Here is a 26951-nt window from a genome sequence, read left to right as displayed (position 1 = left end):
AAGTGCCCCTCTCCGCTAGATCCTCTACCCCTGCTGGGATGCATAGGACAGGGCAGAGACTTTTCTGCACCACTAAGGGGTGCCTTCTAGATCCCTTGCTTCCCAGGCAGAGGGCGCTAGGAGGGATCTTGCGATTCCCCAGGCGCTTGCACTATTGTCGAAGGGGGATATTCTTGGGGTGGCGTAGGTTTAACTATGGGTTCGGTAACTTCGTCTGAAGTCTACGAGGTAGTTTACGCAGAGCGAGATTGCCATCGCCTCTATGCAGAGGTGATTCAAAAGATTGAGGGGCGAAAGCGCCTCTGGGTTCGTCCACTGTGCCTGTGTGAGTACGAGCCTCGGGTTCTTTGCAGTGATCCGCTCACTCTACGTCAGATTCACGATGTGCGGGGAGACTCAGATCTAGTTTGGCCTGCGGTGGTTTTTACCCAGGCTCTCGATCAAGACTGGCTGGCGGTATTGACGGGCTTGTCCCCTGAGGCTCCCTCCCTGGGCATGAGGTCCACCGGAGGTTTAAACCAGGCGGGGGAGGCAAAGCAGAAACTCAGACAGTTTTTGCAGGAGATTAAACCCTTGAACTGAGCGAGGTTGCCTCTTCGGGTACGGGAAGATTAACCTGATGCATGGGCAGGGGACCCCCCGGATGGAGCTGTGCCTGTAGGCTGACCACATCGCCAATCACCACAATGGCTGGCGCTTCAAACTGGGTTTGCTGAAGCTTCTCAACGATATCACCCAGGGTTCCGGTAATCTCTTCCTGCTCCGGTCGAGTGCCCCAGCGAATCAAGGCAATGGGAGTTTGGGGCACTCGACCGGCCTCCAGTAAGGATTCAATGATGTGTGGCAAGTTGTGAATTCCCATATAGATGACCAGGGTTTCCGAGGCCTGAGCCAACTGTTCCCACTGCACCGAGGGATGATATTTTCCGGATCGTTCATGGCCTGTGACAAAGGTCACCGAGGAGCTATAGTTGCGGTGAGTGAGGGGAATGCCAGCGTAGGCGGGAGCTGCAATGCCAGAGGTTACACCGGGCACAATCTCCACCGGGATTCCGGCTGCCACCAGGTCCATCATTTCTTCGCCACCGCGACCAAACACAAAGGGGTCGCCACCCTTTAAGCGAACAACCCACCGGTGGGTTTGTGCTTCTTGAATCAAGACCTGGGTAATTTCTTCCTGAAGTAGGGAATGCTGACCCCGGCGCTTGCCGGCGTGGATGAGCTTTGCCTGGGGGTTCACCATCGCCAAAATGGCGGGACTAATCAAAGCATCGTAGATGACGACCTCTGCCCGCTCTAGAAGGGCTTTCCCTTTAAGGGTTAGCAGGCCTGGATCGCCTGGACCTGCCCCCACCAGGTAAACTTTACCAACCGGGGAATGGAGTTGCGTCATTGGTTGCGTCAGTTCCCAAAAATATGCGCAGGTTGAAACAAGGCGGACAATAAAAATCTGGATGTGATCTAGCGAGATCTGAAAAGGATGAGAAACAGAGCCCAGGGCTGGAATGGTCCTCTATTTTAACTGACGGTGAGTTCAAAAGACTGTCACTCCTGACCTGTCTGTATCGCATCAGGGGTAAGCGGAAGTCACTTCAGGTTCTCGTAAAATGCAAAGTCGCCCCACATTTTAAAGGGGGGGGATGCCACTAACAGGCAAAATCCAGGGGCGGGGCCGCCAACGATCCCAGATCTAGGATCATCTTTGCCATGTCGTGGCTCGGCTGCAGCGGCGCTAGAACTTGCATCGTTAAGTTGAGTTCTGCGGCCAAATCCCGCGCCTGCTGCGCAATGCTTTCCACAATGCGGCCTGGAAATAAGAAATAGGGAACAAGGCCTACCTGCTGTATTCCCTCCTGTTTTAGGAATTGCAGCTGTTGAGCTAGGGAGGGCTCACCCACCCAATAGGCGGGCTTCATATTGAGTCGACGGGCCATCTTTTCAATTGCCTGATATCCCGCGGGTCGCTTACTGCCATGGCCCACCAATATCCAGGCCTCAGGGGACATCGAACCCTGGGGCCGGAACAGTCGATGGAGTTGCGGATGCTGACCCAGGTGGGGGGAGAGGACCAGCTGATAGTGCGAACAGAGCTTTTGTTGCGCTCTGGTGACGGCCTGGGGAAGATCCGCGGTCACATGGGTTCCCGGCAGTAAAAAAATAGGAATGACCTGTACCCAAGTGGGGGGAAGAGAACGACAAAACTCCACCAGCTGTTGATCTAAAGGTGTTGCATCTAGCTCTAAGGCCCCGATGCCCACTGGCCCGGAAGCAGATGGGGGGAGGATGGCACAAAGATGTTTCGCCAAACTCAGCATAGACTCACGGTTGGCCGGATGACGGCTCCCGTGGGCCACCAGAAAATAGGCTAACGGAGAATGATCGAAACCGTCCATAAGGGCCTAGAAATAGTTTGAATTATTGGGGTCGGAAGCGGATTGCTCATAGGTTGCCGGAGGGACATCGGTGGCCTCCGCTTCAAAGCTTTCTTCGGTGTAGGGGTCGCTGGGAGACCAGGGGATGGTGTCCGAGGACTGATAGTCGTCTAGTTCCGGACTCTGAGCACTGCGCTCCTCAGGCCAGGTCTCGGAGGGCAGTGGGTCGGTTTGAACAGCCTCTGGGGCCGGGGGGGCTGGATCAAACTGGGTTGAACGGGGGTAGGCCTCAATGGGAGTTGCAGGGAGATCCGTATTGCTCCATGGGGATTCGGTGAGTCCGCGCTCTGAGGAATCTTCGCCTGGGCGAGATTCTCGCTCAGGTTCCGGAATAATGCTTGTGGAGGTGGGTAAGAACTGCTCTTGCTGGGGGAGTGGATTACCGGATTCAGCGGACTGCGGTTGCAGGGGCATGGCAAATTGACGGGTCAGCTGCCAGCGAAACCAGAGGCCAACCCCAAGACCGCCACAGGCTGCAAGCAGCGCACACCAAAAAAGTGGCCAGGCGGGGAAGCGATGCTTGGTTTTCAGGGATCGGGCGGTCATAGGCTGCGCGGACGGGGTAGGGGGGCTTGCTGGAGGATCGTCAGGGTGAGTGGATTCAAGGTGAGTGGATTCAAGATGAGTCGATGCAAATGGGGCAGCGGGTGTCCCTTCAGATTGAGATTGTTCAGGACTCGATTGTTCAGGGCTGGTTTCTTGGGCGGGAGCCATCAAGGGGGGAGCTTCCTCTGCCACCTGGAGGGGAAGTTCTGGTGCAACCCAGGTGATGGCTGTTTCTCCAGGTGTTGGGGCTGGGCCTGAATGAGCCTCGGGGCTGATGGGTTTGCTTTGCCCATCGAAGATCGCCTCTGTCGGGCTGGCCTTAGGATGGACCTTTGCGGGAGAAAATTGACCTTGCTCGCCCGATAAGTTGGTAGGACTGAGGTCTGGCTGACTATCGATGGGAGGATCGCAGGTGGTGGAGCAGAGAAAGGGGTCGCTTTGGAGCGGCGGCTCAGCGACAACGGTGGTGGTTGCCGCTTTGGTTCCGGCAAAGGAGGGCAATTTGACTTGCCAGGTTGGAACAGTCTGAAGCTGGGTGGGTGTGCTTTGTGGGCTTGGGGAGGGGGTGGCTACGCTGCTCACCAGGGCTGGATCTGGCAGCAGGCTGAGCCATTGGGCAATAAAGGTGGGTCGATCTTGGGGAGACAGGGCCATGCCCTGGAGAATGGCTTGCTCTAATCCTGGGCTGAGGTCGGGGCGAATCTGGCGTGGAGCGGGCAGCGGAGAGACTCCTCTAGCGTTAGCGTTCACGGGCTCTTGACCGGTGACCAGCGTGTAAAGGGTGGCGGCGAGGGCATACACCTCGCCGGGTAGAGAAACCTTCGGCTGGGCTTGATAGTGTTCCGGGGCCAGGTAAGGCTGGGGTGGGGCGGGTTGTCTGGCGTGGATCCTTTGGCGGGAGTTCAGTCCCAGGAGGACCAGGGACTGATCGTAGGAACGCTGGAGAATACGACTAGGTCTGACATTGAGGTGCAGGAGTCCGTGGCGGTGCAGCGTTTTTAGACCCAGGCCAACTTGACGGATATAGGCGATCGCCACTGATTCCGGGAGGGGTTGACGGTTCACCAGTGACCCGAGGGAGACGCCTTCAATATATTCACTCACCATATAGCCAACCCCGTCTTCCTGAAACGCGCCAATGACTCGAGATAGGTGGGGGTAATGGAAGCGACTCAGGGATTGGGCATAGGTGATAAAAGCTTGAACCTGCTGATCTGCTTGGGGGACCGCCGGATGATAGCTCTTGAGAACAACGGATTGGTTCACCCCTTGATGGGTTGCCAGATAGGTATTTCCCATCTCATGCTTCCCTAATAAAGCATCGAGTCGGTACTTTCCAGCTTGTAGGGTTACCCCAGTCGATACAGCCATAGATCAAGCAGTGAGAGTGAATCGAGTTGTGCAGAGTAGAGATCAGCAGGAAAAACTCTAGACGTAAAGTAGCAGGCCGTTTGTTTTTACAATGTAGCGGATCGTGCGAAATTGGATCCGCCCTGTAGAACCCTTCCTGCGATTTACCACCTATGGCGCAACTCAGGTAAGGATCGACTCAGGTTAATCACCTACCGATGATTCGAGGTTCATAGGTTCGAGGTTTATAGGTTCGAGGTTTATAGGTTCGAGGTTCATCGGTGGGTTCAAGATTGTCCGTTGACTTTCCCTGCGCTCCCTCCATTCCCTACAGTTCAACCATGAGATACCAATCTCGTCAAGTCTTTCCTGGATATGGGCCTGCTGACATGGCCCCCCGATGAGGGGATCTTAATGAATGGAGACGCTATGCCCTAACTGACTCAGCGCGGAATCTCGTCTGACTTGGGCGGCTCAAGATAGCCTTGGATGAGAAAGTTGGTGCCGATGGCTTCACAGGTCACCTGGTTTAACTCTAGGGCCTGGCTCATCCGGGAAAAGCCCAGATTTCCGACCGGAGAGGGGGCCCCCACACCGCCAATGACCTTGGGTGCAATAAAGGCCATCACCTTTTGCACCATCCCCTGGGCGATCGCTGCGGCAGCTAAGGTGCCCCCACATTCCCACAGGACGGTGGCACAGCCGCGTCGGTAGAGTTCTGCCATGGCCACTTGGGGAGTGAGTTGATCAACCGGCAGAACCTCCACCCCTTGGTCCTGAATCTGTTGGAGGATCTGAGGATTGCCATTGCCTTGGGTGAGCACTAAGGTGGGCGCGTGGGTCACATCCCAGATCTGGGCCTCCACGGGCAGTTGCAAAGATCGGCTCATGACGACCCGCAGGGGATTGTGGCAGTTGTCCTGGCTGACGCAGTGACTGGTCAAACTGGGATTATCCCGCGCCACTGTATGGGTCCCGATAATGATGGCATCGCAGGTGGATCGCAGTTGATGGACCTGCGATCGCGCTGCTTCATTGGACACCCAAGCGCTATGGCCTTGGGGCGTGGCAATCTTGCCATCTAGGGTCATGGCATATTTCAAAATTCCAAAGGGACGCTGGTGCAGTACCCGCTGAATAAATCCCTCATTGAGCTGACGACAGGCCGCTTCTTCAACCCCCACAATGACCTCAATACCAGCCTCGCGGAGGCGCGCAATGCCCCCTCCAGAAACCCGAGGGTCAGGATCTACCATGCCTACCACCACGCGGGAGACCTGCGCCTTAATCAGGGCTTCGGCACAGGGAGGGGTGCGGCCATAATGATTACAAGGCTCTAGACTTACATAGACCGTGGCCCCGTGAGCACGCGTTCCTGCTGCACGCAGGGCAAAAACCTCCGCATGGGGTTCTCCAGCTTTGGGATGAAAGCCTTCGCCCACAATTTCACCCTGCTGCGTAATCACACAGCCCACCATTGGATTTGGCGCGGTGCGACCCGCTGCGCTGCGTGCAAGCTGAATACAGCGCTGCATCATTTCAGAATGGGAATCAGAGGGGAACGAACTATTCACGAGACGGACAGATTGCAAAGGGGCAGTCAACGGGGGCAGAAGAACCCATTAAGATAAATGGAATGTTTCAAGGGAGGCTGGACGCGATCTAGCTGCCTGAACCCATAAAATCTATCGTAGTTTCGCGCCAGTTTGCAGAGGTCGGCGGTTAGTTTGATGCAGAAAACCTCATCGGGACGCTTGTCCGGGTTAAGCACTCCCCATGGCTCCTGAAAAACCCAGATCCTTCCAGGTCGCTCAGGATGAGACCTTTCGGCCCCACCCCTGGATTGCCTTGGTGTGCATGGGGCTGTGCTATGCGCTGATGGGATGGTATTCCGCAGGATTTCCGACCCTCTGGCGCATTGCGCCCTACTGCTGGGCCTTCGGAGCATCCTTCATGGTGATTTGGAGTGGCCAGTTTCTCTACCGGATGCTTCTCTCCTGTCCAAGGCTACTGTCGGCCATGGTGAGCCTCACCCTGGGACTGACGGTGGCGATCGCTTCGCCCACGGGGTTTATCCTCATTATCATGCTGGTGGCCAGTACACTGTTTTCTCGACTGGAGCTGCAAACGGCAGGCGTGAGTCGGTTTTGGGCCTTGGTGATCATCTCCATTGTGGCCGGGATCATGATCGGGGCCGGTTGGGCCTGCGGCGAATATCTCTACGGCATTGACCCCTTCTGGGTGCAGTGGATTCGCCAGCGCCTTCGCGGACATCTCCAAGGGGATATAGGGGGACAGCCCTAACTTCCCCTGCAGTCCTAACTTCCCCTGCGGTGCGAAGTGAGGCTGATTCGCCAAGGTACTGCTAAAAAGCGGCGATTCTCAGAGGGAATCGCCGCTTTTAATTGCCTAGATCCACAGATCATCGGGTTCAGACTGCCTCAAGGGCTCAATCCCTCCTTGCCCCTGGAGCTCTTTCCGGTCTGAGCGAGGACAGACCGAAACGGGAGCTGCTGGACTGGACGCCCCACGTGTCTGGGTCATTAAGGGAGAGACTTAGCTAAGTGTGGAGTCTATTAACGAAACCCAATTGCTGCCTGCCAAACGAAGGCTAAAAGTAGGAAAAATACAGGGATAACGGGCATTACGTCAATGAGAGGTCCAAACAAAGCGTAAGCCTCGGGCAGTTTGGCAATGTGCAGGGCTGCTTCCATGAATTCAAATTCCTTTTGACACCAACAGCATTAAATAATGGTTGATCGTACCATGGGGACTCCCCCTCTCAACGGGGAGTTTGGGAAGAGGAAACTTTGGAGGACAGGGGCTGGAGCCAGGACTGAAATTCTTGAGCAAAACGGTCTGCTAAAATTGCAGCTCGAATTCGCTGGGTGAACCGGACCAGTTCGGTAATGTTGTGAATGCTGAGGAGGGTATACCCCAATAGCTCACGAGATCGCACCAGATGGCTTAAATAAGCTCGGGTGAAGGTTTGACAGGTGTAGCAGGGGCAACTCGCGTCTAGGGGCTGGAAGTCTTCCCGAAACTTACGATTTTTTAAATTCCAGCGATCGCCCTGGACCAGAGCATTGGCATGGCGAGCCAAGCGCGTTGGAATCACGCAGTCAAACAAATCCACGCCTGCTGCGATGGCCTGGGCCATCTCCCGGTAGGTGCCGACTCCCATCAGGTAGCGGGGTTTATTCTGGGGAAGTAGGGGCGTGGTGGCCTGCACAATTTTTTCAATCAGATCAGGGGGTTCGCCCACGCTGACGCCACCGATGGCGTAGCCGGGTAAGTCCAAATCCACGAGCGCCTGGGCGGAGATCTGGCGCAAAGGGGGATAAATTCCCCCCTGCACGATCCCAAATAGGGCCTGATCGGGGCGCTGGTGGGCTTGAACGCAGCGCTTTAACCAGGCTGTGGTGCGATGCACCGCCGCGGTGATCTCGGTTTGACTGGCTGGGTAGGGCGGACATTCATCAAAGGCCATGATCACGTCGGCCCCCAGAGCGTTCTGAATTTCGATGGATTTTTCCGGGGTCAGGTGAATCAGATCGCCATTGCGGGGCGACTGAAAGGTAACGCCTTCATCCGTGATCTCTCGCAGTTGGCTGAGGCTAAACACCTGAAACCCGCCAGAGTCTGTGAGGATGGGCCCCTCCCACCCCATAAACCGGTGGAGTCCTCCGGCCCTGTGCACGATCTGTTCCCCAGGCTGAAGATGCAGATGGTAGGTGTTGGCCAGGATCATTTGCGCCCCGGTTTGCTGAATTTGGGCCGGGGTTACGGTTTTTATATTGGCCAGGGTGCCCACGGGCATAAAGCGGGGAGTTTCCACCGGACCGTGGGGCGTCTGGAAAATTCCGGCTCGGGCCTGGGTGCAGGAGCAGGTTTTCTGGCATTGATAAGAAAATGGACTCATGGATTAGATGCCAGCATGCCCTAGGGCTAACCCGGTCACCAGCATGCCAAAGACTAAAAATGGTTGGGCGCTAGCTTGGTACTTAACGTCGTTTTCCAGGGGATTTCGCAGAAAATACATGTCTTGGAAGGTGATTTGCGGGATGATCAGTAACATTAGCAGTGAAGCGTAGAGATTCTCGTGAATGCTGATCAAGTAGACTGCCATGGCCAGCTGAAAAACATCAATCATCAGCACGCAGATCCAGGCGGCGGTCTTGACCCCAAACATCACGGGGAGAGATTGCAGTCCCAGTTGGCGATCGCCCTCGACGCTCTTAAAGTCGTTCACCACCGCAATCCCAAGGCCTGCCAGGCTATACACCAGGGTGAGGATCATAATCTTCAGATTCAAGTCCCCAAATAGAGCCTGTCCCGCCCACCAGGGCAGGGCAATATAGCTTGCTCCCAGGGCATAGTTCCCCAGCCAGCCATTTTGCTTTAGCTTCAACGGCGGCGCAGAATAAATATAGGAAATTAAGGACCCGACCGCGGCCAAAATAGTTAAGGTGGGAATCTCGTGGCCAGCCCAGCGATCTAGACCGTAGGCAATGGCCAAGCCCCCGAGGAGCAGGACTACAATCTGCGTGACCACCTGGGGGACAGAAATGGCTCCGGAGGGAATGGGGCGATAGGGCTCGTTAATTGCGTCAATCTCGCGGTCGTAGTAGTCGTTAATGGTTTGAGTGTAGCCGGTCAGGAGTGGCCCAGACATCAGCATACAGGCCAGGGCGATCAGCACATATTCCCCAGACCAGTGAAAGTGACCGGAGGAAGCCGCTCCGCAGAGCACCCCCCAAATGAGCGGAATCCAGGTGATGGGCTTCATCAGCTGCAGGCGAATTTTCCAGATATTGGTTTCGCCGCTTTGAGCCCCTTTCATGCCCAAAAGCTGCCGAGCTTTGCGGGATTGGTCCGCAGGGCTATCCTTGGCGCTAGCGGTGCTTGGGGAGGGATCAATTGCAGGGGTAAGATCTTGGTCAGCCATGGGCAAGTGCCGATTGTACAAAGTTACATGTCGTATCGTAGCAATCATCGATGGCTCAGTTTCAGGGGCGTTGCGGTTTCTAGATTCACTGATCGGTTCACCGTTTCCCCTGCTCATCCCGGATGCGATCGCGCCAGAGATGGATCAATGAGGGGGCTGCAGAAAGGATCACAAGGATGGCCAGGATCGGGAGCAGGTAGTGTTCGATATCGGGGATAGCGTGACCGAGGAAAAATCCCAGCAGGGTCAGGCCCACTGTCCACAGGATGCCCCCCACCAAGTTGTAGGTCATGAAGGTGGAATAGCGCATTTTGCCAATGCCGGCAGTGATGGGGGCAAAGGTGCGCACCAGGGGCATAAACCTTGCCAATATAATGGCTTTGCCTCCGTGCCGATCGTAAAAACGCTGGGCTTTAATCAGATGCTTCCGATGAAAAAACCGTGAATCTTCCCGATGAAACAGCCGTCGCCCAAAGCGGTGCCCGGTGGCGTAGCCGACGTTATCGCCCAGCACCGCACTCAGGGCGGCCCCGACCGTCAAAATCCAGAGATTTAGGAGATGTTGAGATCCTAAAAATCCCGCCGTAAACAGCAGGCTATCTCCGGGCAAAAAAAAGCCGATGAGGAGGCCTGATTCGGCAAAAATAATCGCCCAAACCCCTAAATATCCAATAGATTGGATGAGCGCGGCCAGATCGCTGTGCATCGGTAAACCATCCCAGGTGAGGCTTTCATCTTAGCCAAATAGCAGGGGAGTTGGGATCAGCGTTAGGGGTAAGGCAGATGGTATGGGACGGTCAGGGTCAACCACAGCTCAGAGAGAGGGTAAAAGGGTATATTACCGATTAAATCATGGATATTAGCAGTCTAAGACAGGAATATCGTCAAGCAGAGCTGCATCGACACAATCTTTGCGCAGATCCCATCGATCAGTTTGAGATCTGGTTTGAGCAGGCGAGGGTCGCAGAAATTCCAGAGGTGAATGCCATGGTCCTGGCTACCGTGTCCTCGGGGGGACAGCCCATGACCCGCACCGTTCTCCTCAAATATTTCGATCCCAGGGGATTTGTCTTTTTCACCAACTACAACAGTCGGAAAGCCCAGCATATTCAAGCTAACCCCCAGGTCTCTTGCCTCTTTCTCTGGCTTCCTTTGGAGCGACAGGTTCAGATCACCGGCAGAGCCGAACAAATTTCCCCCGCAGAGTCGTTCCGGTATTTCTTGTCTCGTCCCAGGGAGAGCCAGATAGGGGCCTGGTGTTCTCAGCAAAGCTCAATTATTTCCTCGCGATCGCTGTTGTTAAAGCAATTTGAGGCCATGAAACGCAAGTTTCAACAGGGAGAAATTCCCTTACCGGAGGCCTGGGGCGGGTATCGAGTCGTGCCGGATAGTCTGGAATTTTGGCAAGGACGCCCCCATCGCCTACACGATCGCTTTTTATATCTTCTCAACGCCAGGCAAGAATGGGAGATTCAGCGGTTAGCTCCCTAAGCATGGTCAAGGGGCCTAGGAGGGAGAAGGCCCCTTGCCGTTGTGCCAAGTTTTATCTCCCCAAGGGCGCCGGTGCCTCCGAATTGGACCTAGGCTTTGGCCTTCTGCTGCTTCGCTTTTTGCTTAGTCTTCTGCTTCTCACGCTTGGCTTTGGCCTTGGCCTCCTTCTCGGCGGCAATTTTTTCGAGCTGTGCCGTTTCCTTCTCCTCTGCAATTTTGTCGAGGTAGTAATGGTAATCTCCCTGATACACCCGAAAATCCCCGTCGCGGATTTCCACAATTTTGTTGGCGACCTGGGAAATGAAGAAGCGATCGTGGGACACAATCACCACCGTTCCTTCATAGTGCTTGATCGCCTCCTCCAGCATTTCCTTGGCCGGAATATCCAGATGGTTGGTCGGCTCATCCAGGATGAGTAGATTCACCGGGGTTAACAGCATCTTGGCCAGGGCCAGACGGGCCTTCTCGCCTCCGCTCAGAGCTTCCACCTTTTTATAAACCGTATCGCCACTGAACAAAAACCGTCCCAGCAGCGTCCGCACCTCGTCGTTCTTCCAGGTGGGCACCTCATCGTGAATGGTTTCTAGAACTGTTTTCTTAAGATCCAGCGCCTCTGCCTGATTTTGCTCAAAGTAGCCGGGAATCACATTGTGCTCGCCCAGATCGATCCTGCCGTCATCCACCGGCTCAATGCCCACCATCATGTGGAGCAGCGTCGATTTGCCGCAGCCATTGGGTCCTAAAAAGGCAATGCGATCGCCGCGCTCAATGAGTAAATTGGCCCCCAGATACAAAATATCTTCACCGAAGGTCTTCACCAGGTTTTGAATGTTAACCACCTCGCGGCCACTGCGGGGGGGCTCGGGAAAGCGAAACTTCAAGGTTTTAACGCTGGCTACGGGCGCATCAATCCGCTCTATTTTCTCCAGCTGCTTTTCCCGGCTTTTAGCCTGGGTGCTACGGGTGGCACTGGCCCGGAATCGGTCTACAAACGCCTGTTGCTTTTCAATTTCTCGTTGCTGCCGATCATAGGCACTCATCTGCGCCTGCTGCTGCTCCAGCTTTTGCTCTAGATAGGCCGAATAGTTTCCCAGATAGGTGCTGGAAACGCCCCGCTCGGTCTCCACAATCTGGTTACAGAGCCGGTCTAAGAAGGCTCGGTCATGGGAGACTACCACCATGGGGGTGCTGAGCTCCCGCAGGTAGTTTTCCAGCCACTCAATGGTTTCGAGATCCAGGTGGTTGGTCGGCTCGTCCAGCAGCAGCAGATCGGGGTCCTGGAGCAAAATTTTGCCCAAACTCATACGCATCTGCCAGCCCCCGCTAAAGGCGCTCACCAGGCGATCGCCATCCTCACTGCTAAACCCCATCTCCGGCAAAATCTTTTCAATGCGTGCATCCAGGCCGTAGCCATCCAGGGCTTCAAACTGGCGCTGAAGCTTATCGAGTCTATGGATCAGCCGGTCTAGCTCCTCGGGGTCGGCGGCTTCCATGGCTCGCTGCACTTCTGAGAGCTGGTGCTGCACCTGATTGGCTTCGGAAAACACCGTCCAGAATTCTTCGCGCACCGTTCGGGAGGGCTCGACCTCAAACTCCTGGGTTAAATAGGCAATGTGTAAACTGGCAGGCCGAATCACCTCTCCAGCAGTGGGCTCAATTTCTCCAGCAATTATCTTAAGCTGGGTGGACTTGCCCGCCCCGTTGACGCCGACCAGCCCAATGCGATCGCCGGGCTTGACCTCCCATGTCACATCCTTGAGTACCTCGCCCGTCGGATAAATTTTGCTGATATGTTCCAATCGCAGCATCTTTAATGTCCCAATGTCCGGTATCGCCCCCGACAGTTGGAGACGCTTAATATTCACAAAACTTTACCATTATACCCAGCGCAAGGCTAGGTCGACTGCACCACCGGTAGACGAGAGGTGGCCAATCGACTCATCCATCCCTCAAAATATTTAATGTTGGCTCTTTGCTCCGCCTCATCTTGAGTGTCTAGCGGATGGGGGGCTAGACCTAAAATAGCGGCTGAGGTCACGCAGAACATGGATTTTTGAAAACTCTGACAGATCTGCACCCGGACATTCTCCAGGCCGCGACCGCGGGACTGGTAAATCTCCTGAAGATAGTCCGGCAGAAAATGGCGCATATCCTGCATCAGCTGGGTCGGTGGAATCCCGGACCCGCCAATGGGTAAGGGATCTGCATAGAGTGCCCCATACTGGAACTGAGACTGCTCGCTGGGAATTTGAAAGGCTTGGGCATTGTAGGAGACGGTTCCCGGAAACGGGGTTCCCCGGAAGAAAATAGCCTCCACGTAGGGAACGGCTGTGTCCATTAAAAAGGTCAACCCAGCTGTCTGGGGTAAGAGGTCGTAGCGCTTGCCTCTAACCCAGGGAGCATAGGTGATGGGGCGTCCTGCATCCTGGACCAAGCCAGCCTTGATAAAGTCCACCACGTCGGGAATGGACTGAATTTTTCCGGCCGCGTAGGCATCCCGCAGCCCCAGGAACATATCACTCATGACTCGCCAAAACTGCCCCAGGCCGCTGTAGTAGGCCATCTGCCGAACATGCTCCACCATGAAATCCGGGAAGGCTTGATCTAAAAGGCGCAGGACAATGTTGGCGCCCAGGCGCGCTTCAATGGCTTTGCGGGCCTGGGTGGCAAACGCTGGGGTATCGAGGTAGGCATCTAGCCCACCCCCGCCATGCCAGAACATGCCCTTCATGCAATATTCTGCATATTCGTAGTTAATGCGATCGTTCCACCAGTGCTTGAGAAGCTTCTGGGGCGAAATCTCGCCGTTAAAGTACTTGAAGAAGGGAAAAAAGACTAGGAACTGATGATCGGCAATGTAAATTAAATTTTTGGAATAGGCATCTAGAACCACTCCGTAGCTATCTAAAATGCCAACGACTTCCTGAACGTTAGTGGGAGAATTCGGCAGGAGCGCCTGACCGTTCAAAAAGCGATCAATGTATTCAGCCAGAGGGTGGGAGGACTTCACGTTGATCGGTGCAGACATGGGTTGACTTAACGGTGTTGGATTTACGGGAGGGAGAGGCTAGGGAACCAATGCAGAATGGGCTTCAGGGGTAAGCTGCGCCAGTTCCAGCGAAGGCGACACAATAAAATTTTCCAGGGTGGCTTCGCTCATTTGTAAAATCAGGTTTGGCTGCAGTCCTCCCCAGATAATCACTCCGGCTAGCGCCAGCCCTGGTACGTATTCCTTCCAATGTACTGGAGGCAACACGAAGTCTTGCTTCCCAGGTTCCACGCCAGGTTCAATGGCTAAGCGACCAAACAGGGCGCGATTGACGAGAAGCAAAAAATAAACAGAGGTAAACGCGGTACCCACCATGCACAATAGGGTCTGAATCGGAAAATTACCGAAGCTGCCTCGAAAAACCAGGAATTCTGATACAAAGCCCATCATTCCTGGCAGACCCGCGCTGGCCATCACGCCCACAATCATCAAGGTGCCGACAATGGGTAGACCACATTCGGGATTGAGCAGCCCTCGCAGCACCCGTAAATCGCGAGTTCCGGTTTTGGTATAGACCACTCCCACCAGTAAAAACATCAGGGCAGAAATCATGCCGTGGCTCACCATTTGAAACAGGGTGCCCAACAGGCTAATGGAGGTATTGGCGGCGCAGGCAAGCAGGACGAATCCCATGTGGCCAATGGAACTGTAGGCCACCATCTTTTTCATGTCGGTTTGGGCGATCGCGTTCACGGACCCGTAGAGGACGCTGATCACCGACCAGGTGGCCAGGGCCGGCGCCGCAATGGCCCAGGCCTCGGGAAACAGCCCCAGGCAATAGCGCAACAGACCATAGGTGCCCAGCTTTAAAAGGACTCCCGCCAGCAAAATGGAAACGGGGGTGGAGGCCTCCACATGGGCATCGGGGAGCCAGGTGTGAAAAGGCACCAGGGGCAGCTTGATGGCAAATCCGACCAGGAGTGTGGTTAGCAAAATAAATTGTGGCCCCAGGGGCAGGCTACTGCCCAATCCTGCTTCGTAATTAAAGCTTGAGCTGCCGGAAAGCCAGCCGAGTCCCAGAAATCCCGCCAGGATCAAAATCCCGGAAACGGCGGTATAAATTAAAAATTTGGTGGCGGCATAGGATCGGCGGGTTCCGCCCCAGATGGCAATCAGCAAATAGAGGGGAATCAGCTCTAGCTCGTAGAACAGGAAAAATAAGATCGTGTTGTCTGCAAGAAAGGCCCCAGCGACCCCGGTATAAATCAGCAGCAGCATACTGTAATAGAGCTTAGGGCGATGAATCTCAGGGGCGCTACAGTAAACGGCGACCAGGGTTAATAGGCCGTTTAGGATTAACAGTGGCAAGGACAACCCATCCACGCTGAGGCGATAGCTCAGCCCCAGTCCCTCCAGCCAGCTAAACCCTTCCTCTAGCTGAAATCCGGCCAGCGAGGCGTCAAATTGGGTCAAAATGACAGCTGACCATAGCAGAAGGGCGCCCAGGATGCTCAGGGCCACCGTTCTGGCCTGGGTGGCCAGGGGAGTGGGGAGGAGAAAAATCAGGGTAATGCCCAGAAACGGCAGCAGGATAAAAACACTCAGCATTTCACACAGATCCTCACCACAACGACCAGGTCAAAAACACACCAATAAAGCTAATGCTGACCAAAATCAGCAGGACATAGGCCTGGGATTGCCCACCTACGCTATAACGCAGCACCTCTCCCGCACGCAGCGACGCTGCGCCAATGAAGTTAATTAACCCGTCCACAATCACGCGATCGCACCAGGTGCCGAGCCGACTGAGTAACACCACCGCCGCGACCACAGTGCGGTCATAGACAATATCTAGGTAAAAATCGTAGGCCAGCAGCTGACGCAGGAACTGAAATCGCGGCTTTACCGGGCAGACACCGCGGCTCAGGGGCATCCAGGCCCCAATCAGGCAGCCCACCGCCCCGGAAATCATCAGCGGCACAATCTCATCCCAGTAAAGATACTCCGGCGCTGGAATCACGTTGAGCTGGCCGAGAAAGACTGGAGTTAACAAGGTCATCACCGTTAGCGTCACCATGGGTAACACCATCATCCAGTTGGCCTCCGGCGATCGCCGCATCTTAGGGCCTGAGGGTCCCAAAAACACCAGCCTGAAGACCCGCACCAGGTTGATTGCCGTCAGAACATTGACCAGCAAAATCAACGCCACAATCCAGATCTGCTCATAGCGGAAGGCGTGAATCCCCTCACGCATGGCCCAAAATCCTCCCAGGGGAAGCAATCCCACCAGTCCCGCACTGCCCACCACAAAGGCTGTGGTGGTGACCGGCATCCGTGACCAGACGCCCCCCATTTCGCTCATGTTTTGACAATTGCTGTTGAGACTGATGCTGCCTTGACTGGTGACCAAGAGCGCCTTGGCTACCCCATGGGCAAGTAGGACCAGCAGGGCAAAATTCGTCCAGTGATTGCCGACACCGATAAAGACAAAGCCCACATAGGCACTGGTGGAATGGGACAGCGCTCGCTTAATATCCATCTGGGCAATGGAAACGAGGGAGGACCCAATCACCGTGATAGTGCCCAGGGCCACGAGAACCCCGCAAGCAACCGGGGACAAAATCAAGACCGGCTCAAGCTTAATCAGAAAATAGGCTCCCGCTGAAACCACCACAGAGTTTCGCAAAATAGACGCAGGAGCAGGGCCTTCCATGGCCTCATCTAGCCAGAGGTTGAGGGGAAACTGAGCACATTTCCCCGTGGGTCCGGCAATCAGGGCAAGACACAGCAGGGTTGCCGTTGTGGTAGAAATTTGGGCATGATCCACCCAGTCGTAAATATCGCGAAAATCCAGGCTCTTGGCGTAGTAAGACACTGAAATGACGCCCATCAGCAGCAGCACATCCCCCACCCGCTTGGTTAAAAACGCGTCACGCGCTGCGGTCACCACCAGCGGTTGAGCATACCAAAACCCAACCAGGAGCAGGGTGGAAAGGGTCAGCATCTCTAGCAGCCCGTAGCTCAAAAACAGGGAATTACTCAGGGAAAACGCCGTTAAAGCCGCCTCAAAAAAGCCCAGCAGTCCAAAAAAGCGAGCCATAGCCCAGTCTTTTTCCATGTAGCCCAGGGCATAAACTTGAGCAATCAGACTCATGAAGGTGACCAGGGTGAGCGCAGCCAGGGAAACCGGAGACAGCTCAAAGCTCAAGGAAATCTTGAGATCGGCAATATCGAGCCAGTTAACCGAAAGGGTTTGGGTCAGATCCCCTCGAATGGCGATAAAAGCTAGCACCCCATGGATAAAGGCTGTCAAGCTGAGGAGAATATTCAGATAAGCTGCCGGACGAGGCCCGCTGCGCTTAATTATGTTGGCAGCCCAGGGAATGGTGGCGATGGCGCCTAGCAGACAATAGAGGGGAATCCACCAGCAAGTTTGAAGAAAATATTGCGCCATTCTAACCACACCAAGTGAAGCATCATTCCGATGGAGGGCCTTCCGAACCGAACCTTAGAACGGGAAACCTCCCAATCGCTTATCCATCGCGATAAAACCCAATGTCTTAAAAATACCGCGGATGGTGCCTCCCTAGTTGCGTCCCTTTGGCCTTCGAGGCAGAGATCCAGGTTCGGCCAACCCATAAGCTGACGTAATCATAGAAAAATCTATGAGTTTTTGGCGCTGGACCTGAGAACTGTCAATAGATTGTCAACAGGTTTGGAAGTCCATCAATCTCGATTCCAGGTCCCCTTCCTGGTGCCCCTGCAGGGTGCAACCCCTGAGTAATCAGGAAGAGCGTTAGGTGCGCCCTCGGTTCCCAGAGACGCTTTCCAGGTTCGAGGTCCCTTGGCCTGCCCGATCCGGACGACTGCATAATCCTGCGCTTTTTCCGCCCATGGGGTGCCCTAGAGGCGATGCTGACAATAAGAAGAGTTTATGAAGTAGTTTTGTGATAATAATCCTTGATTATCTTGTCAAGTGGCATACGAAATTTTATGCTTTTCATTGGTTCGTCACTTGGTTTGCACACACTCCAGGTTGGGTTTGAACTATGTCTGAAACTCTCGGGTTGTTTCGGCTTACGGCCAAAATCCGTGAATGCAGTTTGCGAAATATTTGATGGAGAATCAAGATGCCTATCGCAGTTGGAATGATCGAAACTAAGGGCTTTCCTGCCGTTGTTGAAGCGGCTGACGCCATGGTAAAGGCGGCTCGGGTAACCCTGGTGGGATACGAAAAGATTGGAAGCGGTCGTGTGACTGTGATCGTTCGGGGCGACGTGTCTGAGGTGCAAGCGTCTGTGGCAGCCGGAACTGAGTCGGTGCGCCGTGTGAATGGTGGAGAGGTGCTCTCGACTCACATTATTGCTCGTCCCCATGAGAACCTGGAATACGTCTTGCCCATGAGTTACACCGAGGCAGTGGAGCAGTTTCGAACCTAGGGATTTGACCGGATAGCTGGGCGAACAGTGGCGCAATCCTGCGCCATCTGCATCCTCTCGATTCCCTCCGGTGTATAGGAGGCTGTGAAAAACAGTCCGTAAGGACTAGCCTGTGGAGACTAGGCCCATCTTTCGCAAACTGCGGAGTTCTTTTTTAGGAGTAGAAATTAGCAATGTCAATCGCCGTTGGAATGGTGGAAACTCTGGGATTCCCCGCAGTTGTTGAAGCCGCTGATGCCATGGTGAAGGCGGCTCGAGTAACCCTGGTGGGCTACGAGAAAATAGGCAGCGGCCGGGTTACCGTCATTGTTCGAGGTGACGTCTCTGAGGTTCAGGCTTCGGTGGATGCAGGGACAGAGTCGGTGAAGCGAGTGAATGGGGGGCAGGTGTTGTCTACCCATATCATTGCTCGTCCCCATGAAAACCTGGAATATGTTCTGCCCATTCGCTATACCGAGGCTGTAGAACAGTTTCGAGAGCAAGTTCAGGCGCCTCGCCGCACGCTTCCTTCTCGACGGAGTTAGGGATTTCAGGATGCAGATTGCCCAGGTTCTCGGTACCGTTGTTTGTACCTACAAAGATGAAAGCCTTCGCGGGACAAAGTTTCTGCTGGTGCAAATTGTGGATGAGGCTGGCCAACTGCTGCCGGAATATGAAGTGGCGGCAGACTGCGTCGGCGCAGGCGTGGGAGAGTGGGTCTTGGTGAGTCGCGGCAGTGCTGCACGTCAAACCCAGCAACAGGCCAACCGTCCGTTGGATGCCTTGGTGATTGGAATTATTGACACCGTTTCTGTCGCCTCTAAGCTGGTTTACAACAAGCGAGAGGCTCACCTAAGCTAGACATTAGCCGTTGGATTTTATCGCTCTTTTAAGGAGGCTGCAACTCTCCGAGGCACGGGGGGCCAGTTCATTCTTGGTAGAGTGTCGTTCAATCGGCTTGCCCCAGGTTTGCTGCTGGTTCTCTAGGACCCATGAGCCTGGTTATAGAGTCAAAATTTTAGAGGAGATTCAGGGTTATGGCTGTAGGCAGTGTGGCTGCTCCAGCACCTTCGATATCGCCCCCGGCTGCGATCGCAACTGGAGCCTATCCACCCCATTCGACAGCCCCGAGTCACCATGTCTTTCTGGCTGAAGACGTGGTGATTTCACCGGGGGCTTCCCTGTTTGATGATGGCAACTACCCGTTTTGGATTGCCGCTGGGGTGGTGATTCAAGATGGGGTGGCGATCCACAGTTTAGAGCAGGGGAGTGTCCTTGGGGATGATCAGCAGCAGTATTCTGTTTGGATTGGTCAGAACACTGCTGTTACCCATAAGGCTCTCATCCATGGACCCGTCTATATTGGCTCCGATTGCTTTATTGGGTTTAGAACAACGGTTTTCAATGCGCGTATTGGCTCAGGCTGCATCGTGATGATGCATGTCCTGATTCAAGATGTGGTCATTCCTCCAGGGAAATATGTGCCTTCGGGGGCGGTGATTACTACGCAGCAGCAGGCGGACAGCCTTCCTGATGTTCGACCCCAGGATGTGGCATTTGCCCAGCAGGTGGTGGGAAGCAATGCTACGGATGGGACCGTCGCTAGGGTTCAAGCTGGCCGTCAATTAAACGCGACGACGCGTCGCACCTCAACTTCCCACCCCTCTCAATCCTTGAGACCAACTACTGCTATTAATAAGGGATTCGGTACTGTGAACAGTTACAGCAATGCAAATCTTAGCGTGAGTGCGGATGTTCAGCAGCAGGTGCGCAACCTGTTGGCCCAGGGCTACCAGATTGGCACTGAGCATGCTGATGCTAGACGCTTTCGCACCAGTTCATGGCAAAGCTGTCAACCCTTTGAGGGGCGCCATGAGTCAGAGGTTCTCTCGGCGCTAAATGTTTGTTTGACGGAGCATGAAGGGGAATATGTGCGGCTTCTGGGCATTGATCCCTCTGCTAAGCGTCGTGTGTTTGAAGCCATTATTCAGCGGCCAGGGGAAACAGTGGCTTCCTTGAATGGGTCTTCCGTGAGCTACGGTGCTGCTAGCTACGGGGGAGGCGCATCTCGCAGCCCGGCGGTGGACAGCTCCACCGGTTTACCCAGTGCTGTGGTGCAGACGGTTCGCCAGCTTGTGCAGCAGGGCTATGCCGTGGGGACTGAATATGCCGATCCACGTCGCTACCGGGCGAACTCCTGGTACAGCGGTCCCACGTTCCAAAGCAGTCGGGAAGCGGAGGTGCTCAATGGCATTGCTCACTTTTTGTCCGAGCAGCAGGGAAATTACGTGCGTCTAATCGGGATTGACACCGGTCGTAAGCAGCGTGTGGTGGAGATGCCGATTCAGCAGCCCGACGGGATTCCCAGCAGTTTGCAATCCGCTCCGTCCATTGCCGCGAGCGGATCTGGAAGTGTCTCAGGGCGATCTGTGGCCGGATCAGCAGGGTCAGGGCAACTGGATGCGGAGGCCCTCGATCAACTGCGCGCCCTTGTCAGTCAGGGGCATAAGGTTGGAATTGAATATGCGGACCCGCGCCGCTTTAAGATTAACTCCTGGCAAAGCTGCGCTCCGGTACAGGCCCGGTCTATGGGCGATGCGATCGCGGCGCTGGAGCGCTGCATGGCTGAGCAAAGTGGGAACTACGTCAGGATGATTGGCATTGATGCCAGGGCAAAGCGTCGCGTCTCGGAGACGATTGTGCAACGCCCCTAGGAGGATTGAGGTCCCCGCTTTGGGTGAAATGTGCGGATCCAGTGATGGAAATTGCCCTTCGGGAGGTTTGTTATTCCACAATCACTCACGCAAGCGACCCGTTTTGCGTGGGCGATGTGATGATTGCTCCCACCGCGGTCATTGCGCCGGGCGTGGTTTTGCGCGCTGACCCAAACTGTTCCATCACTGTGCGCGATGGGGCTTGTCTGGGGGTTGGCGTCATTGTGCATGCCACCGGCGGATCGATTGAGATTCATCAAAAGGTTTGCGTGGCGGGCGATGTGCTCATTGTGGGATGCGGTACCCTGGGGCGTCAGGCCTGCATTGGGGCGGGGGCAACCTTACTGAATCCTGCGGTTGCCGAGGCCGAAATTGTTCCTGCCCAAGCGCGGATTGGAGATTCGAGCCGGGGATGGGATGTTCCCAATCTAGAGTCCCCTGAGCCCGCCAGATCTCCGCGCGACGTTCCATCGGACCCAGTAGATCCCCCGCCCTCGAAGGTGGACCCCAGGGGAGGAAGGGGGGCTGGAGATCCGTCGGTGAATCCGCTGCCCGATCCGGTGGATGGTTCTTCCCCGCCAGCCCCTACCAGCCCCACTCCGCCGCCTGCCGGGGGACCTCCGAATGCTGCCAAACGAGTCATCGGCAAGGCGGAATTTGAGAAGATGGTGCGTCAGATGTTTCCGGATCGACAAGCCTTTGAAGAGGCTCGCCATTCCCCCCATTCCTGATCAGGAACATTATTATCGAGGTAGGTGAGAAGGATTGAATGCTGGAATCATTCCGGTGGCAGATTAGATCTGGTGCTCCGGCCCATCACCTGTTGACCAGAGTCTGGCTGCCCTTGGAGACTGAACCATGAATGAATTTAAGGAACAGAGTGCCTTGGGACTGGTGGCAACGCGCAGTTTTCCGGCCATGGTCGGAACTGCGGACATGATGCTCAAGTCTGCGGGGGTCATACTGGTGGGTTACGAAAAGGTGGGGTCCGGTTACTGTACAGCAGTGGTGAGGGGGGGACTAGCCGATGTGCGGCTGGCGGTAGAGGCGGGGGCCGAAACTGCTCAGAAATTTGGTCAGCTCATGTCCAAGCTGGTCATCCCGCGACCGCTGCCGAATTTAGAGAAAATCTTACCCATTGGAACGCGGCTGTTGCTGCGCCGTGCCCAGGGAAAAAATCGCCTGACTCGCTATGCCGTGGGGCTGCTGGAAACTCGGGGTTTTCCTTCGATGGTGGGGGCCGCCGATGCCATGCTCAAAGCTGCGGATGTTCGTCTGGCGGGCTATGAAACGGTGGGAGATGGCCTTTGCACGGCGATTATCCGCGGATCGATTTCCAACGTCACTATTGCGGTGGAAGCGGGGATGTACGAAGCGGAGCGCATTGGAGAGCTACATGCCGTTATGGTCATTCCGAACCCCTTGGGAGATTTGGATTACGCTCTGCCCACCGCGAGCTGCTGGCTGGAGGAAGAGCCACAGCCCGTTCCGGTCATGTTGCCTAAGGAACAGGTGCCTCAGCCTGTGGAGCTTCTGCCGATGAAGGAAAAAGAACTGTTGGAGTTACCGCACTCCCAAGCCAAGAGTCAAGCTGACCGGCTAGAGCTTCCTGTGGAGCCGTCCCAAGCTAGAGATTCCCTGCCGGGCGATTAAAGAGCCGGTCAATCTTGGTCTGCATGCGCTCGAGTTCCGAGGCAAAGTGGGACTCGTCGGACTCCTGTTTAATCAGGGACTCGCCCACTAAAATGGCCTGGGCACCCGCCTGGGCCACGGCTGCCACATCCTGCGGGCCATGTATCCCTGACTCGCTCACCACTAAAATGCCGCGATCGCGAAGCGGGTTGACCCTGGCGTCAATTAAGGAACATGTCACCGCTAAATCAACGTGAAACGTTTCTAAATCGCGATTGTTGATTCCCACCAAATCCACCCCTGGAATCGAGATCACCCGGTCTAGCTCCTCTAGGGTATGAACCTCAACGAGAGCCGTCATCCCCAGGGCTTTGATAATCTTCATAAAATAGGCGAGATCCTGGTTGCTCAGGACGGCAGCAATTAGCAGGACGGCGTCCGCTCCGTGGGCGCGAGCTTTATAAATTTGGTAGGGATAAAGGACAAAATCCTTACACAGTAAGGGAATCTGCACTGACTCCCGCACCTGGGAGAGAATTTCAAAGCCGCCCTGAAAAAACTTTTGATCGGTCAGCACCGATAGGCAGCTTGCCCCCGCCCTTTCATAGGCCTGTGCGATTTCCTCAGGATGAAAGGTATCCCGGAATTGCCCTTTGCTGGGAGAGGCTTTTTTGACCTCCGCAATCAGAGCGGGGGTCGTCTTCCCTTGACGTAAGGCCGCAAGAAAATCCTGAGGTGGGCTGAGCTTCGCCACCTGCTGCTGCAAATCGGAAAGGGGCGTTTGATCTCGAAAGCGATCGACCTCCTTTTCCTTGTGCCACACGATCTCCTCCAAAATATTTTGAGGCTGAGAGTCCTGGGTCTGAATCTGATACTGGAGTTCCCGAATGGAAACGGCTGGGCTAGAAGGATGTCGTCGAATGCGCATAGAGGATGTTGATCAGCTCCTGGAACAAACCCAATCTTGAACGAACAAGAATGCAAGGGGGAAAACTAAAGCAATCTTAGGAGAGTTTGGGTAGGTTTGCCTACCGGGTCAGTTTCATTCTCTCCCACACCTCAAGCCGCAGTCTAGGTTGGCGCGTTTAAGGAATGGTCACATCAGGATCAACCTCAAAACTGTCCACGATGGCATGAATGCTGATCTGAAACTCGCTGTCGCTGTTGGCGAACTCCTCAGGGATGGCAATGGTTAAGGAGGAGACATTTAAACCGTCCTGCCGCACAAAGGTGGCAGCTTTGAGAACATCTCCGGCCTCTAAATACTGCCAGGTAATGCGAATACTGCCGTCTAGAAGCCGATCAGGATTATTGCGCCTAAACTGATCAAGGTCTTCAAAGAGCGCTTCCACATGCTCAACGCTAAAGTTTTGGAGCTCATCCAGGCTCACTGCTCGATCCGCCGCAAAGATCCGGGCGATGACAAAACTGTAGATGTCGGGGTGCCGCCAGCCGCGAATGACAATTTCTCCGGCTTCACTATTGTCAATGTCTTGCCAGTTGTCCGGCACGTTGATGGAAAAGAGTCCGGAGGGATGCTCAAAGGGAACCAGATTGCTTATGCCCAGGGGTCCCTCCGCTGGGCCACTGCTAGAGGGACTGCTGGAGTCCTCCCGTTGGACTTCGCCGGAGGAGTTGTCGCGGTTGGCCAGTCCGAAAAAGCGCTGGATGTTGGACCCCACTAACCCCACCAATCCCAAGACAACAACGCCCACCAGCACAAACACCCAGGGTTTGCTCCGATTCTGGCTGCCGGGGGGAGAACCCGTGACAGGGGGAGGTAGCGGAATCCCTTGATAATTGGGGGGCGGATTGTAGGGAAGAGGGGACTGGGCCGGCGCACCGACACCGTAGCCGGGGGGCGGAGTGTAGACGGGGGTGGGGGGACTGACGGGACCCGGCGCCGGGGCATAGCCCCAATGTTGAAGTTCTGTGGGCGGCACGGCCTGATCCGGCAGCGGAACCGTTGCGATCGCCCGGATTTGCACATTTCCCAGTTGAATGGTGTTTTCCGGTAGCAGATAAATCATCCCCTGGGTGAGGGACTCGCCATTCACAATGGCTGGATTGGTGGGGCGAAGATTTTGAACATAAAATCGCCCTGATGAAGACTCAAAGCCGATCTCGACATGGAGCCCTGAGACGCTTCCATCGCTCAACACAATATCGCAACGGCTGGGATCGCGGCCAATTCTGAGGGTGTCTGGCTGCGGACCGGGTTGGCCGGGGACAAAGTTCTGGGTTTTGAGGCTACCCGCTTCAATCCATTCAAGATTTAGTTCATTCACCATTAATGCGGATAAAGTGGCGGGGGATGGCCCTAGTATGCCATAGCTCTAATCGAGGATAAACCTGATTCTCTCGCAGGTGGATAGGTCTGTTCCTGGTGTGCAACCGGGGCTTTTCTCGGCAGTTAAACCTGGAAATTAAACCCGGCAATTGAAAGAGGAAATCTCTTCAGGTTTTGTTAATCCAGTCATCGTCCTATGGGTCTATATTTTCCTCGATCCTAGATCATCTTCCGCGATTATCTTGGCACTCCCCGTTGGGGGGATGGAGTTAAAAAATCACCGCACGGGTCGACCTGGGTCCTTGGGGACTGAAATAAAAGTTATTAAATCACAACAAATTCCCTAAGCCTTAGGTGGCAATTGTTTCAGCGTTGCAACGCTGGAAATGTGCCCAGGATCACAGAGGAACTGAGGGCTTGTCGCTATATTAGAGCAGCGGGTTAGTGATTCTTCTTAAAGCGATACACTTGTACATTTTTCCCGCATAAACCGTTGCATTATTTCTGAAGTTGTTGATTGAGCACTTCAGCGATCGCTAAGTTTAAAAACTGCTTGATTTTTTTGTTAATATTCAGGGTTAAAAATCTAAAGATGACAACCTGTCCTTGTTGTTCCGATACCATGCTGCGGCATTTGAGTTCCGGGCGTCTGTATTGGCTGTGCCAAAGTTGTAAAACCCGGATGCCGATTGAAACCGATGGCTTACCTGAGGTTGACGCAAACTTTGTCTCAGCCTTATCGATCCAGGGGGCCGTGGCTTCTCCCCCAGTGCTCCAGTCCTAGTTGAGTGCGGCAAAAGTTTCTCCCGGAATTGAGGGACAATGAACAACCGCCTGGAATGGGGGCTTGAATACCTTTGGCCTCTAAGAGAGGGGGCAAGTGCAACCGGCAGGGCCCGGTTCACACTCCCTGGCTCTGCTCCCTGTCGGTTGCCTTAAGCAGAAGAGGCCTAGCCCCCCCCGCTCAAGGTGACCGAGTTTTGCGTCAGCTGAATCCGATAGCCGGGTTCAGCCGCAAGATTTAAAAGATCTTTCCGAAATGTAACGGATTGTCCTGGCCCAATCATTGCGGGTTCAGGAACCGCGCTGCCCGTTTGGACCAGTTGCCCGTTTGCATCTCGAATCTCATAATTCACGGCGGAGATCGTGACCGGTTTTTGATTTTGATTGGTGACCGTTCCCTGCACTTGAGAGGATCCGTTCAGCTTCAGGATGGGTTCAAGCTTGAGACCGGTTACGGTGATGTTTTTTAGTAATTGGGCTTCCACGGCTTCTGGTGAAGCCGATTCAGAAGGGGCGGCGGGTCCGTTGTCCTTAGGCGGGGGAGCGGGATTGAGCTGTAAGAGCTGACGCCAATAGTTTTGATAAGCGGACCAGTCACCGGGAGAGTCTCCGACAACCACAATATCGCCCGCATGGCCTTGATATTGTGCCTGAACTGGGTCCCCTGCGGCGGTCATTGCGGCAAGGGCGAGTCCCAGCCCTAGAGAAAGTCGAGCCATCGAAAAACCAGAAGGATGCGGCATTTCCGAAACAAAGAACGCAGGACAGTGCACAGAACCCCTAACCTGTGAGCCCCTATCTGAGGTGCCGCGCAGATCCGTTACGAAGTCTGTGCCCTTAGTTTACCCACCATACTGCCAGGATGTATCGCTAAGCCACAGAGGGTCCCCTGTTCGATATTCATGGGCCGCCACCACTTCTCCCATAAAAATAGAGTGATCCCCCCCGGCTAGCTGTCCTTGCACCCGGCATTCCACATACCCAAGGCAATCTTTGAGCACCGGACAGCCCGTGATTGCCCCAAGCTCGTATTCAACTTCGCCAAATCTGGCCCCCGTTCCCTGCTGAGGCTTGAAGAAGAGTTCGGCAATCTCTTTTTGATGCTGCTCTAAAAAGCTGATGGCAAAAACTTGACTGGCGATCAGCATGGCGTGGGACTGAGACTCTTGACGGACTCCAATGGCCACCAGTGGTGGTTTGAAGGAGGCTTGGGTGGTCCAGCTGAGGGTAAAGCCGTTGACGGTTTCCCCCTCTTTGACCCCACAGATGTTTAGGGGATGGGGAAGCGTGCGCAACAGGGTTCGTTTGGCTTGTTCGTTTAAGGATTCACTCATCGGTGTTTGGGGGTAAAGGGCAGG

26 protein-coding genes are annotated in these 26951 nt (G+C 54.8%); 10 read left to right on the top strand and 16 right to left on the bottom strand.

What is annotated here, in order from left to right:
* The first annotated feature begins 195 nt into the window (after nucleotides 1–195).
* Nucleotides 196–582: a hypothetical protein gene (locus QQ91_RS09530; protein WP_166281881.1), complete on the top strand. Its 387-nt coding sequence runs from the start codon at nucleotides 196–198 to the stop codon at nucleotides 580–582.
* On the opposite strand, the gene cobA is transcribed toward QQ91_RS09530, so the two are convergent.
* The 4 genes from cobA to ribD form a co-directional block, all read right to left on the bottom strand.
* A complete protein-coding gene (gene cobA / locus QQ91_RS09525) occupies nucleotides 566–1393 on the bottom strand; it encodes a uroporphyrinogen-III C-methyltransferase (RefSeq protein WP_166281879.1) in 828 nt (275 codons plus the stop codon). The genes QQ91_RS09530 and cobA overlap by 17 nt on opposite strands.
* Before the next feature lie 253 nt (nucleotides 1394–1646).
* Complete coding sequence (locus QQ91_RS09520; protein WP_166281877.1) at nucleotides 1647–2393, bottom strand: sirohydrochlorin chelatase; 747 nt, start codon at nucleotides 2391–2393, stop codon at nucleotides 1647–1649.
* Between the two features lie 6 nt (nucleotides 2394–2399).
* Nucleotides 2400–4349 carry a serine/threonine protein kinase gene (locus tag QQ91_RS09515; protein WP_166281875.1) on the bottom strand — a complete coding sequence of 650 codons (1950 nt, stop codon included), beginning with the start codon at nucleotides 4347–4349 and terminating at the stop codon, nucleotides 2400–2402.
* Between the two features lie 422 nt (nucleotides 4350–4771).
* Nucleotides 4772–5866 (bottom strand): bifunctional diaminohydroxyphosphoribosylaminopyrimidine deaminase/5-amino-6-(5-phosphoribosylamino)uracil reductase RibD, encoded by a 1095-nt coding sequence (gene ribD / locus QQ91_RS09510; protein ID WP_166281887.1) that lies wholly within the window; start codon nucleotides 5864–5866, stop codon nucleotides 4772–4774.
* Between the two features lie 238 nt (nucleotides 5867–6104).
* Here ribD and QQ91_RS09505 point away from each other — a divergent pair, with 238 nt between their 5' ends.
* Nucleotides 6105–6632: a hypothetical protein gene (locus QQ91_RS09505; protein ID WP_166281873.1), complete on the top strand. Its 528-nt coding sequence runs from the start codon at nucleotides 6105–6107 to the stop codon at nucleotides 6630–6632.
* 272 nt (nucleotides 6633–6904) lie between these two features.
* Here QQ91_RS09505 and QQ91_RS09500 read toward each other — a convergent pair whose 3' ends face one another.
* The 4 genes from QQ91_RS09500 to QQ91_RS09485 all read right to left on the bottom strand — a co-directional run bounded on the left by QQ91_RS09500 (nucleotide 6905) and on the right by QQ91_RS09485 (nucleotide 9982).
* Entirely contained in the window at nucleotides 6905–7042 is a 138-nt protein-coding gene (locus QQ91_RS09500; RefSeq protein WP_166281871.1) for a photosystem II reaction center protein K, read from the bottom strand.
* Nucleotides 7043–7110: 68 nt separating this feature from the next.
* The gene (gene tgt, locus QQ91_RS09495; protein WP_166281869.1) at nucleotides 7111–8250 is read right to left on the bottom strand and encodes a tRNA guanosine(34) transglycosylase Tgt; all 1140 of its coding nucleotides are present in this window, start codon (nucleotides 8248–8250) and stop codon (nucleotides 7111–7113) included.
* A gap of 3 nt (nucleotides 8251–8253) precedes the next feature.
* Complete coding sequence (gene chlG / locus QQ91_RS09490; RefSeq protein ID WP_166281867.1) at nucleotides 8254–9276, bottom strand: chlorophyll synthase ChlG; 1023 nt, start codon at nucleotides 9274–9276, stop codon at nucleotides 8254–8256.
* A gap of 97 nt (nucleotides 9277–9373) precedes the next feature.
* Nucleotides 9374–9982 carry a DedA family protein gene (locus QQ91_RS09485; RefSeq protein WP_166281865.1) on the bottom strand — a complete coding sequence of 203 codons (609 nt, stop codon included), beginning with the start codon at nucleotides 9980–9982 and terminating at the stop codon, nucleotides 9374–9376.
* 146 nt (nucleotides 9983–10128) lie between these two features.
* Between QQ91_RS09485 and pdxH the strand changes: the two genes are divergently transcribed.
* Nucleotides 10129–10767 (top strand): pyridoxamine 5'-phosphate oxidase, encoded by a 639-nt coding sequence (pdxH, locus tag QQ91_RS09480; RefSeq protein WP_166281863.1) that lies wholly within the window; start codon nucleotides 10129–10131, stop codon nucleotides 10765–10767.
* 89 nt (nucleotides 10768–10856) lie between these two features.
* On the opposite strand, the gene QQ91_RS09475 is transcribed toward pdxH, so the two are convergent.
* From QQ91_RS09475 to QQ91_RS09460, 4 genes are all read right to left on the bottom strand, one after another.
* Complete coding sequence (locus tag QQ91_RS09475; RefSeq protein WP_166281885.1) at nucleotides 10857–12575, bottom strand: ABC-F family ATP-binding cassette domain-containing protein; 1719 nt, start codon at nucleotides 12573–12575, stop codon at nucleotides 10857–10859.
* An 86-nt stretch (nucleotides 12576–12661) separates the two neighbouring features.
* Entirely contained in the window at nucleotides 12662–13795 is a 1134-nt protein-coding gene (locus tag QQ91_RS09470; protein WP_166281861.1) for a CO2 hydration protein CupB, read from the bottom strand.
* A 39-nt stretch (nucleotides 13796–13834) separates the two neighbouring features.
* The gene (locus QQ91_RS09465) at nucleotides 13835–15364 is read right to left on the bottom strand and encodes an NADH-quinone oxidoreductase subunit M (RefSeq protein WP_166281859.1); all 1530 of its coding nucleotides are present in this window, start codon (nucleotides 15362–15364) and stop codon (nucleotides 13835–13837) included.
* Between the two features lie 13 nt (nucleotides 15365–15377).
* Nucleotides 15378–17210 carry an NAD(P)H-quinone oxidoreductase subunit F gene (locus QQ91_RS09460; RefSeq protein ID WP_166281857.1) on the bottom strand — a complete coding sequence of 611 codons (1833 nt, stop codon included), beginning with the start codon at nucleotides 17208–17210 and terminating at the stop codon, nucleotides 15378–15380.
* Nucleotides 17211–17886: 676 nt separating this feature from the next.
* On the opposite strand from QQ91_RS09460, the gene QQ91_RS09455 reads away from it, so the two are divergent.
* The 6 genes from QQ91_RS09455 to ccmO all read left to right on the top strand — a co-directional run bounded on the left by QQ91_RS09455 (nucleotide 17887) and on the right by ccmO (nucleotide 22541).
* Nucleotides 17887–18195 (top strand): carbon dioxide-concentrating mechanism protein CcmK, encoded by a 309-nt coding sequence (locus QQ91_RS09455; protein WP_161824233.1) that lies wholly within the window; start codon nucleotides 17887–17889, stop codon nucleotides 18193–18195.
* 173 nt (nucleotides 18196–18368) lie between these two features.
* Nucleotides 18369–18719 (top strand): carbon dioxide-concentrating mechanism protein CcmK, encoded by a 351-nt coding sequence (locus QQ91_RS09450; protein ID WP_166281855.1) that lies wholly within the window; start codon nucleotides 18369–18371, stop codon nucleotides 18717–18719.
* Between the two features lie 10 nt (nucleotides 18720–18729).
* Complete coding sequence (gene ccmL, locus QQ91_RS09445; RefSeq protein ID WP_166281853.1) at nucleotides 18730–19035, top strand: beta-carboxysome shell vertex protein CcmL; 306 nt, start codon at nucleotides 18730–18732, stop codon at nucleotides 19033–19035.
* 176 nt (nucleotides 19036–19211) lie between these two features.
* On the top strand, nucleotides 19212–20888 hold the full coding sequence (locus QQ91_RS09440; protein ID WP_166281851.1) for a RuBisCO small subunit-like domain-containing protein: 1677 nt from the start codon (nucleotides 19212–19214) through the stop codon (nucleotides 20886–20888).
* Between the two features lie 44 nt (nucleotides 20889–20932).
* On the top strand, nucleotides 20933–21619 hold the full coding sequence (gene ccmN, locus QQ91_RS09435; protein ID WP_166281849.1) for a beta-carboxysome scaffolding protein CcmN: 687 nt from the start codon (nucleotides 20933–20935) through the stop codon (nucleotides 21617–21619).
* A 127-nt stretch (nucleotides 21620–21746) separates the two neighbouring features.
* The gene (ccmO, locus tag QQ91_RS09430; protein ID WP_166281847.1) at nucleotides 21747–22541 is read left to right on the top strand and encodes a beta-carboxysome assembly protein CcmO; all 795 of its coding nucleotides are present in this window, start codon (nucleotides 21747–21749) and stop codon (nucleotides 22539–22541) included.
* Here ccmO and trpC read toward each other — a convergent pair.
* Entirely contained in the window at nucleotides 22516–23448 is a 933-nt protein-coding gene (gene trpC / locus QQ91_RS09425) for an indole-3-glycerol phosphate synthase TrpC (protein WP_166281845.1), read from the bottom strand. The two genes, ccmO and trpC, sit on opposite strands and share 26 nt — an antisense overlap.
* 157 nt (nucleotides 23449–23605) lie before the next feature.
* Complete coding sequence (locus QQ91_RS09420; RefSeq protein WP_166281843.1) at nucleotides 23606–24811, bottom strand: FHA domain-containing protein; 1206 nt, start codon at nucleotides 24809–24811, stop codon at nucleotides 23606–23608.
* A gap of 591 nt (nucleotides 24812–25402) precedes the next feature.
* Here QQ91_RS09420 and QQ91_RS09415 point away from each other — a divergent pair.
* Nucleotides 25403–25594 carry a hypothetical protein gene (locus tag QQ91_RS09415; RefSeq protein ID WP_201277400.1) on the top strand — a complete coding sequence of 64 codons (192 nt, stop codon included), beginning with the start codon at nucleotides 25403–25405 and terminating at the stop codon, nucleotides 25592–25594.
* A gap of 166 nt (nucleotides 25595–25760) precedes the next feature.
* On the opposite strand, the gene QQ91_RS09410 is transcribed toward QQ91_RS09415, so the two are convergent.
* Both QQ91_RS09410 and QQ91_RS09405 read right to left on the bottom strand, forming a co-directional pair.
* Nucleotides 25761–26312, bottom strand: coding sequence for an FxLYD domain-containing protein (locus QQ91_RS09410; RefSeq protein WP_166281841.1), 552 nt, complete (start codon nucleotides 26310–26312; stop codon nucleotides 25761–25763).
* Between the two features lie 123 nt (nucleotides 26313–26435).
* A complete protein-coding gene (locus QQ91_RS09405) occupies nucleotides 26436–26927 on the bottom strand; it encodes a flavin reductase family protein (RefSeq protein WP_166281839.1) in 492 nt (163 codons plus the stop codon).
* Between the last annotated feature and the right edge of the window lie 24 nt (nucleotides 26928–26951).

The organism is Lyngbya confervoides BDU141951 (genome assembly GCF_000817775.3).
GTDB classification, from domain to species: Bacteria; Cyanobacteriota; Cyanobacteriia; order Thermosynechococcales; family Thermosynechococcaceae; genus Lyngbya; species Lyngbya confervoides.
Note: the sequence above shows the minus strand (reverse complement) of the source record. Positions and strands in the feature narration are given on the sequence as shown.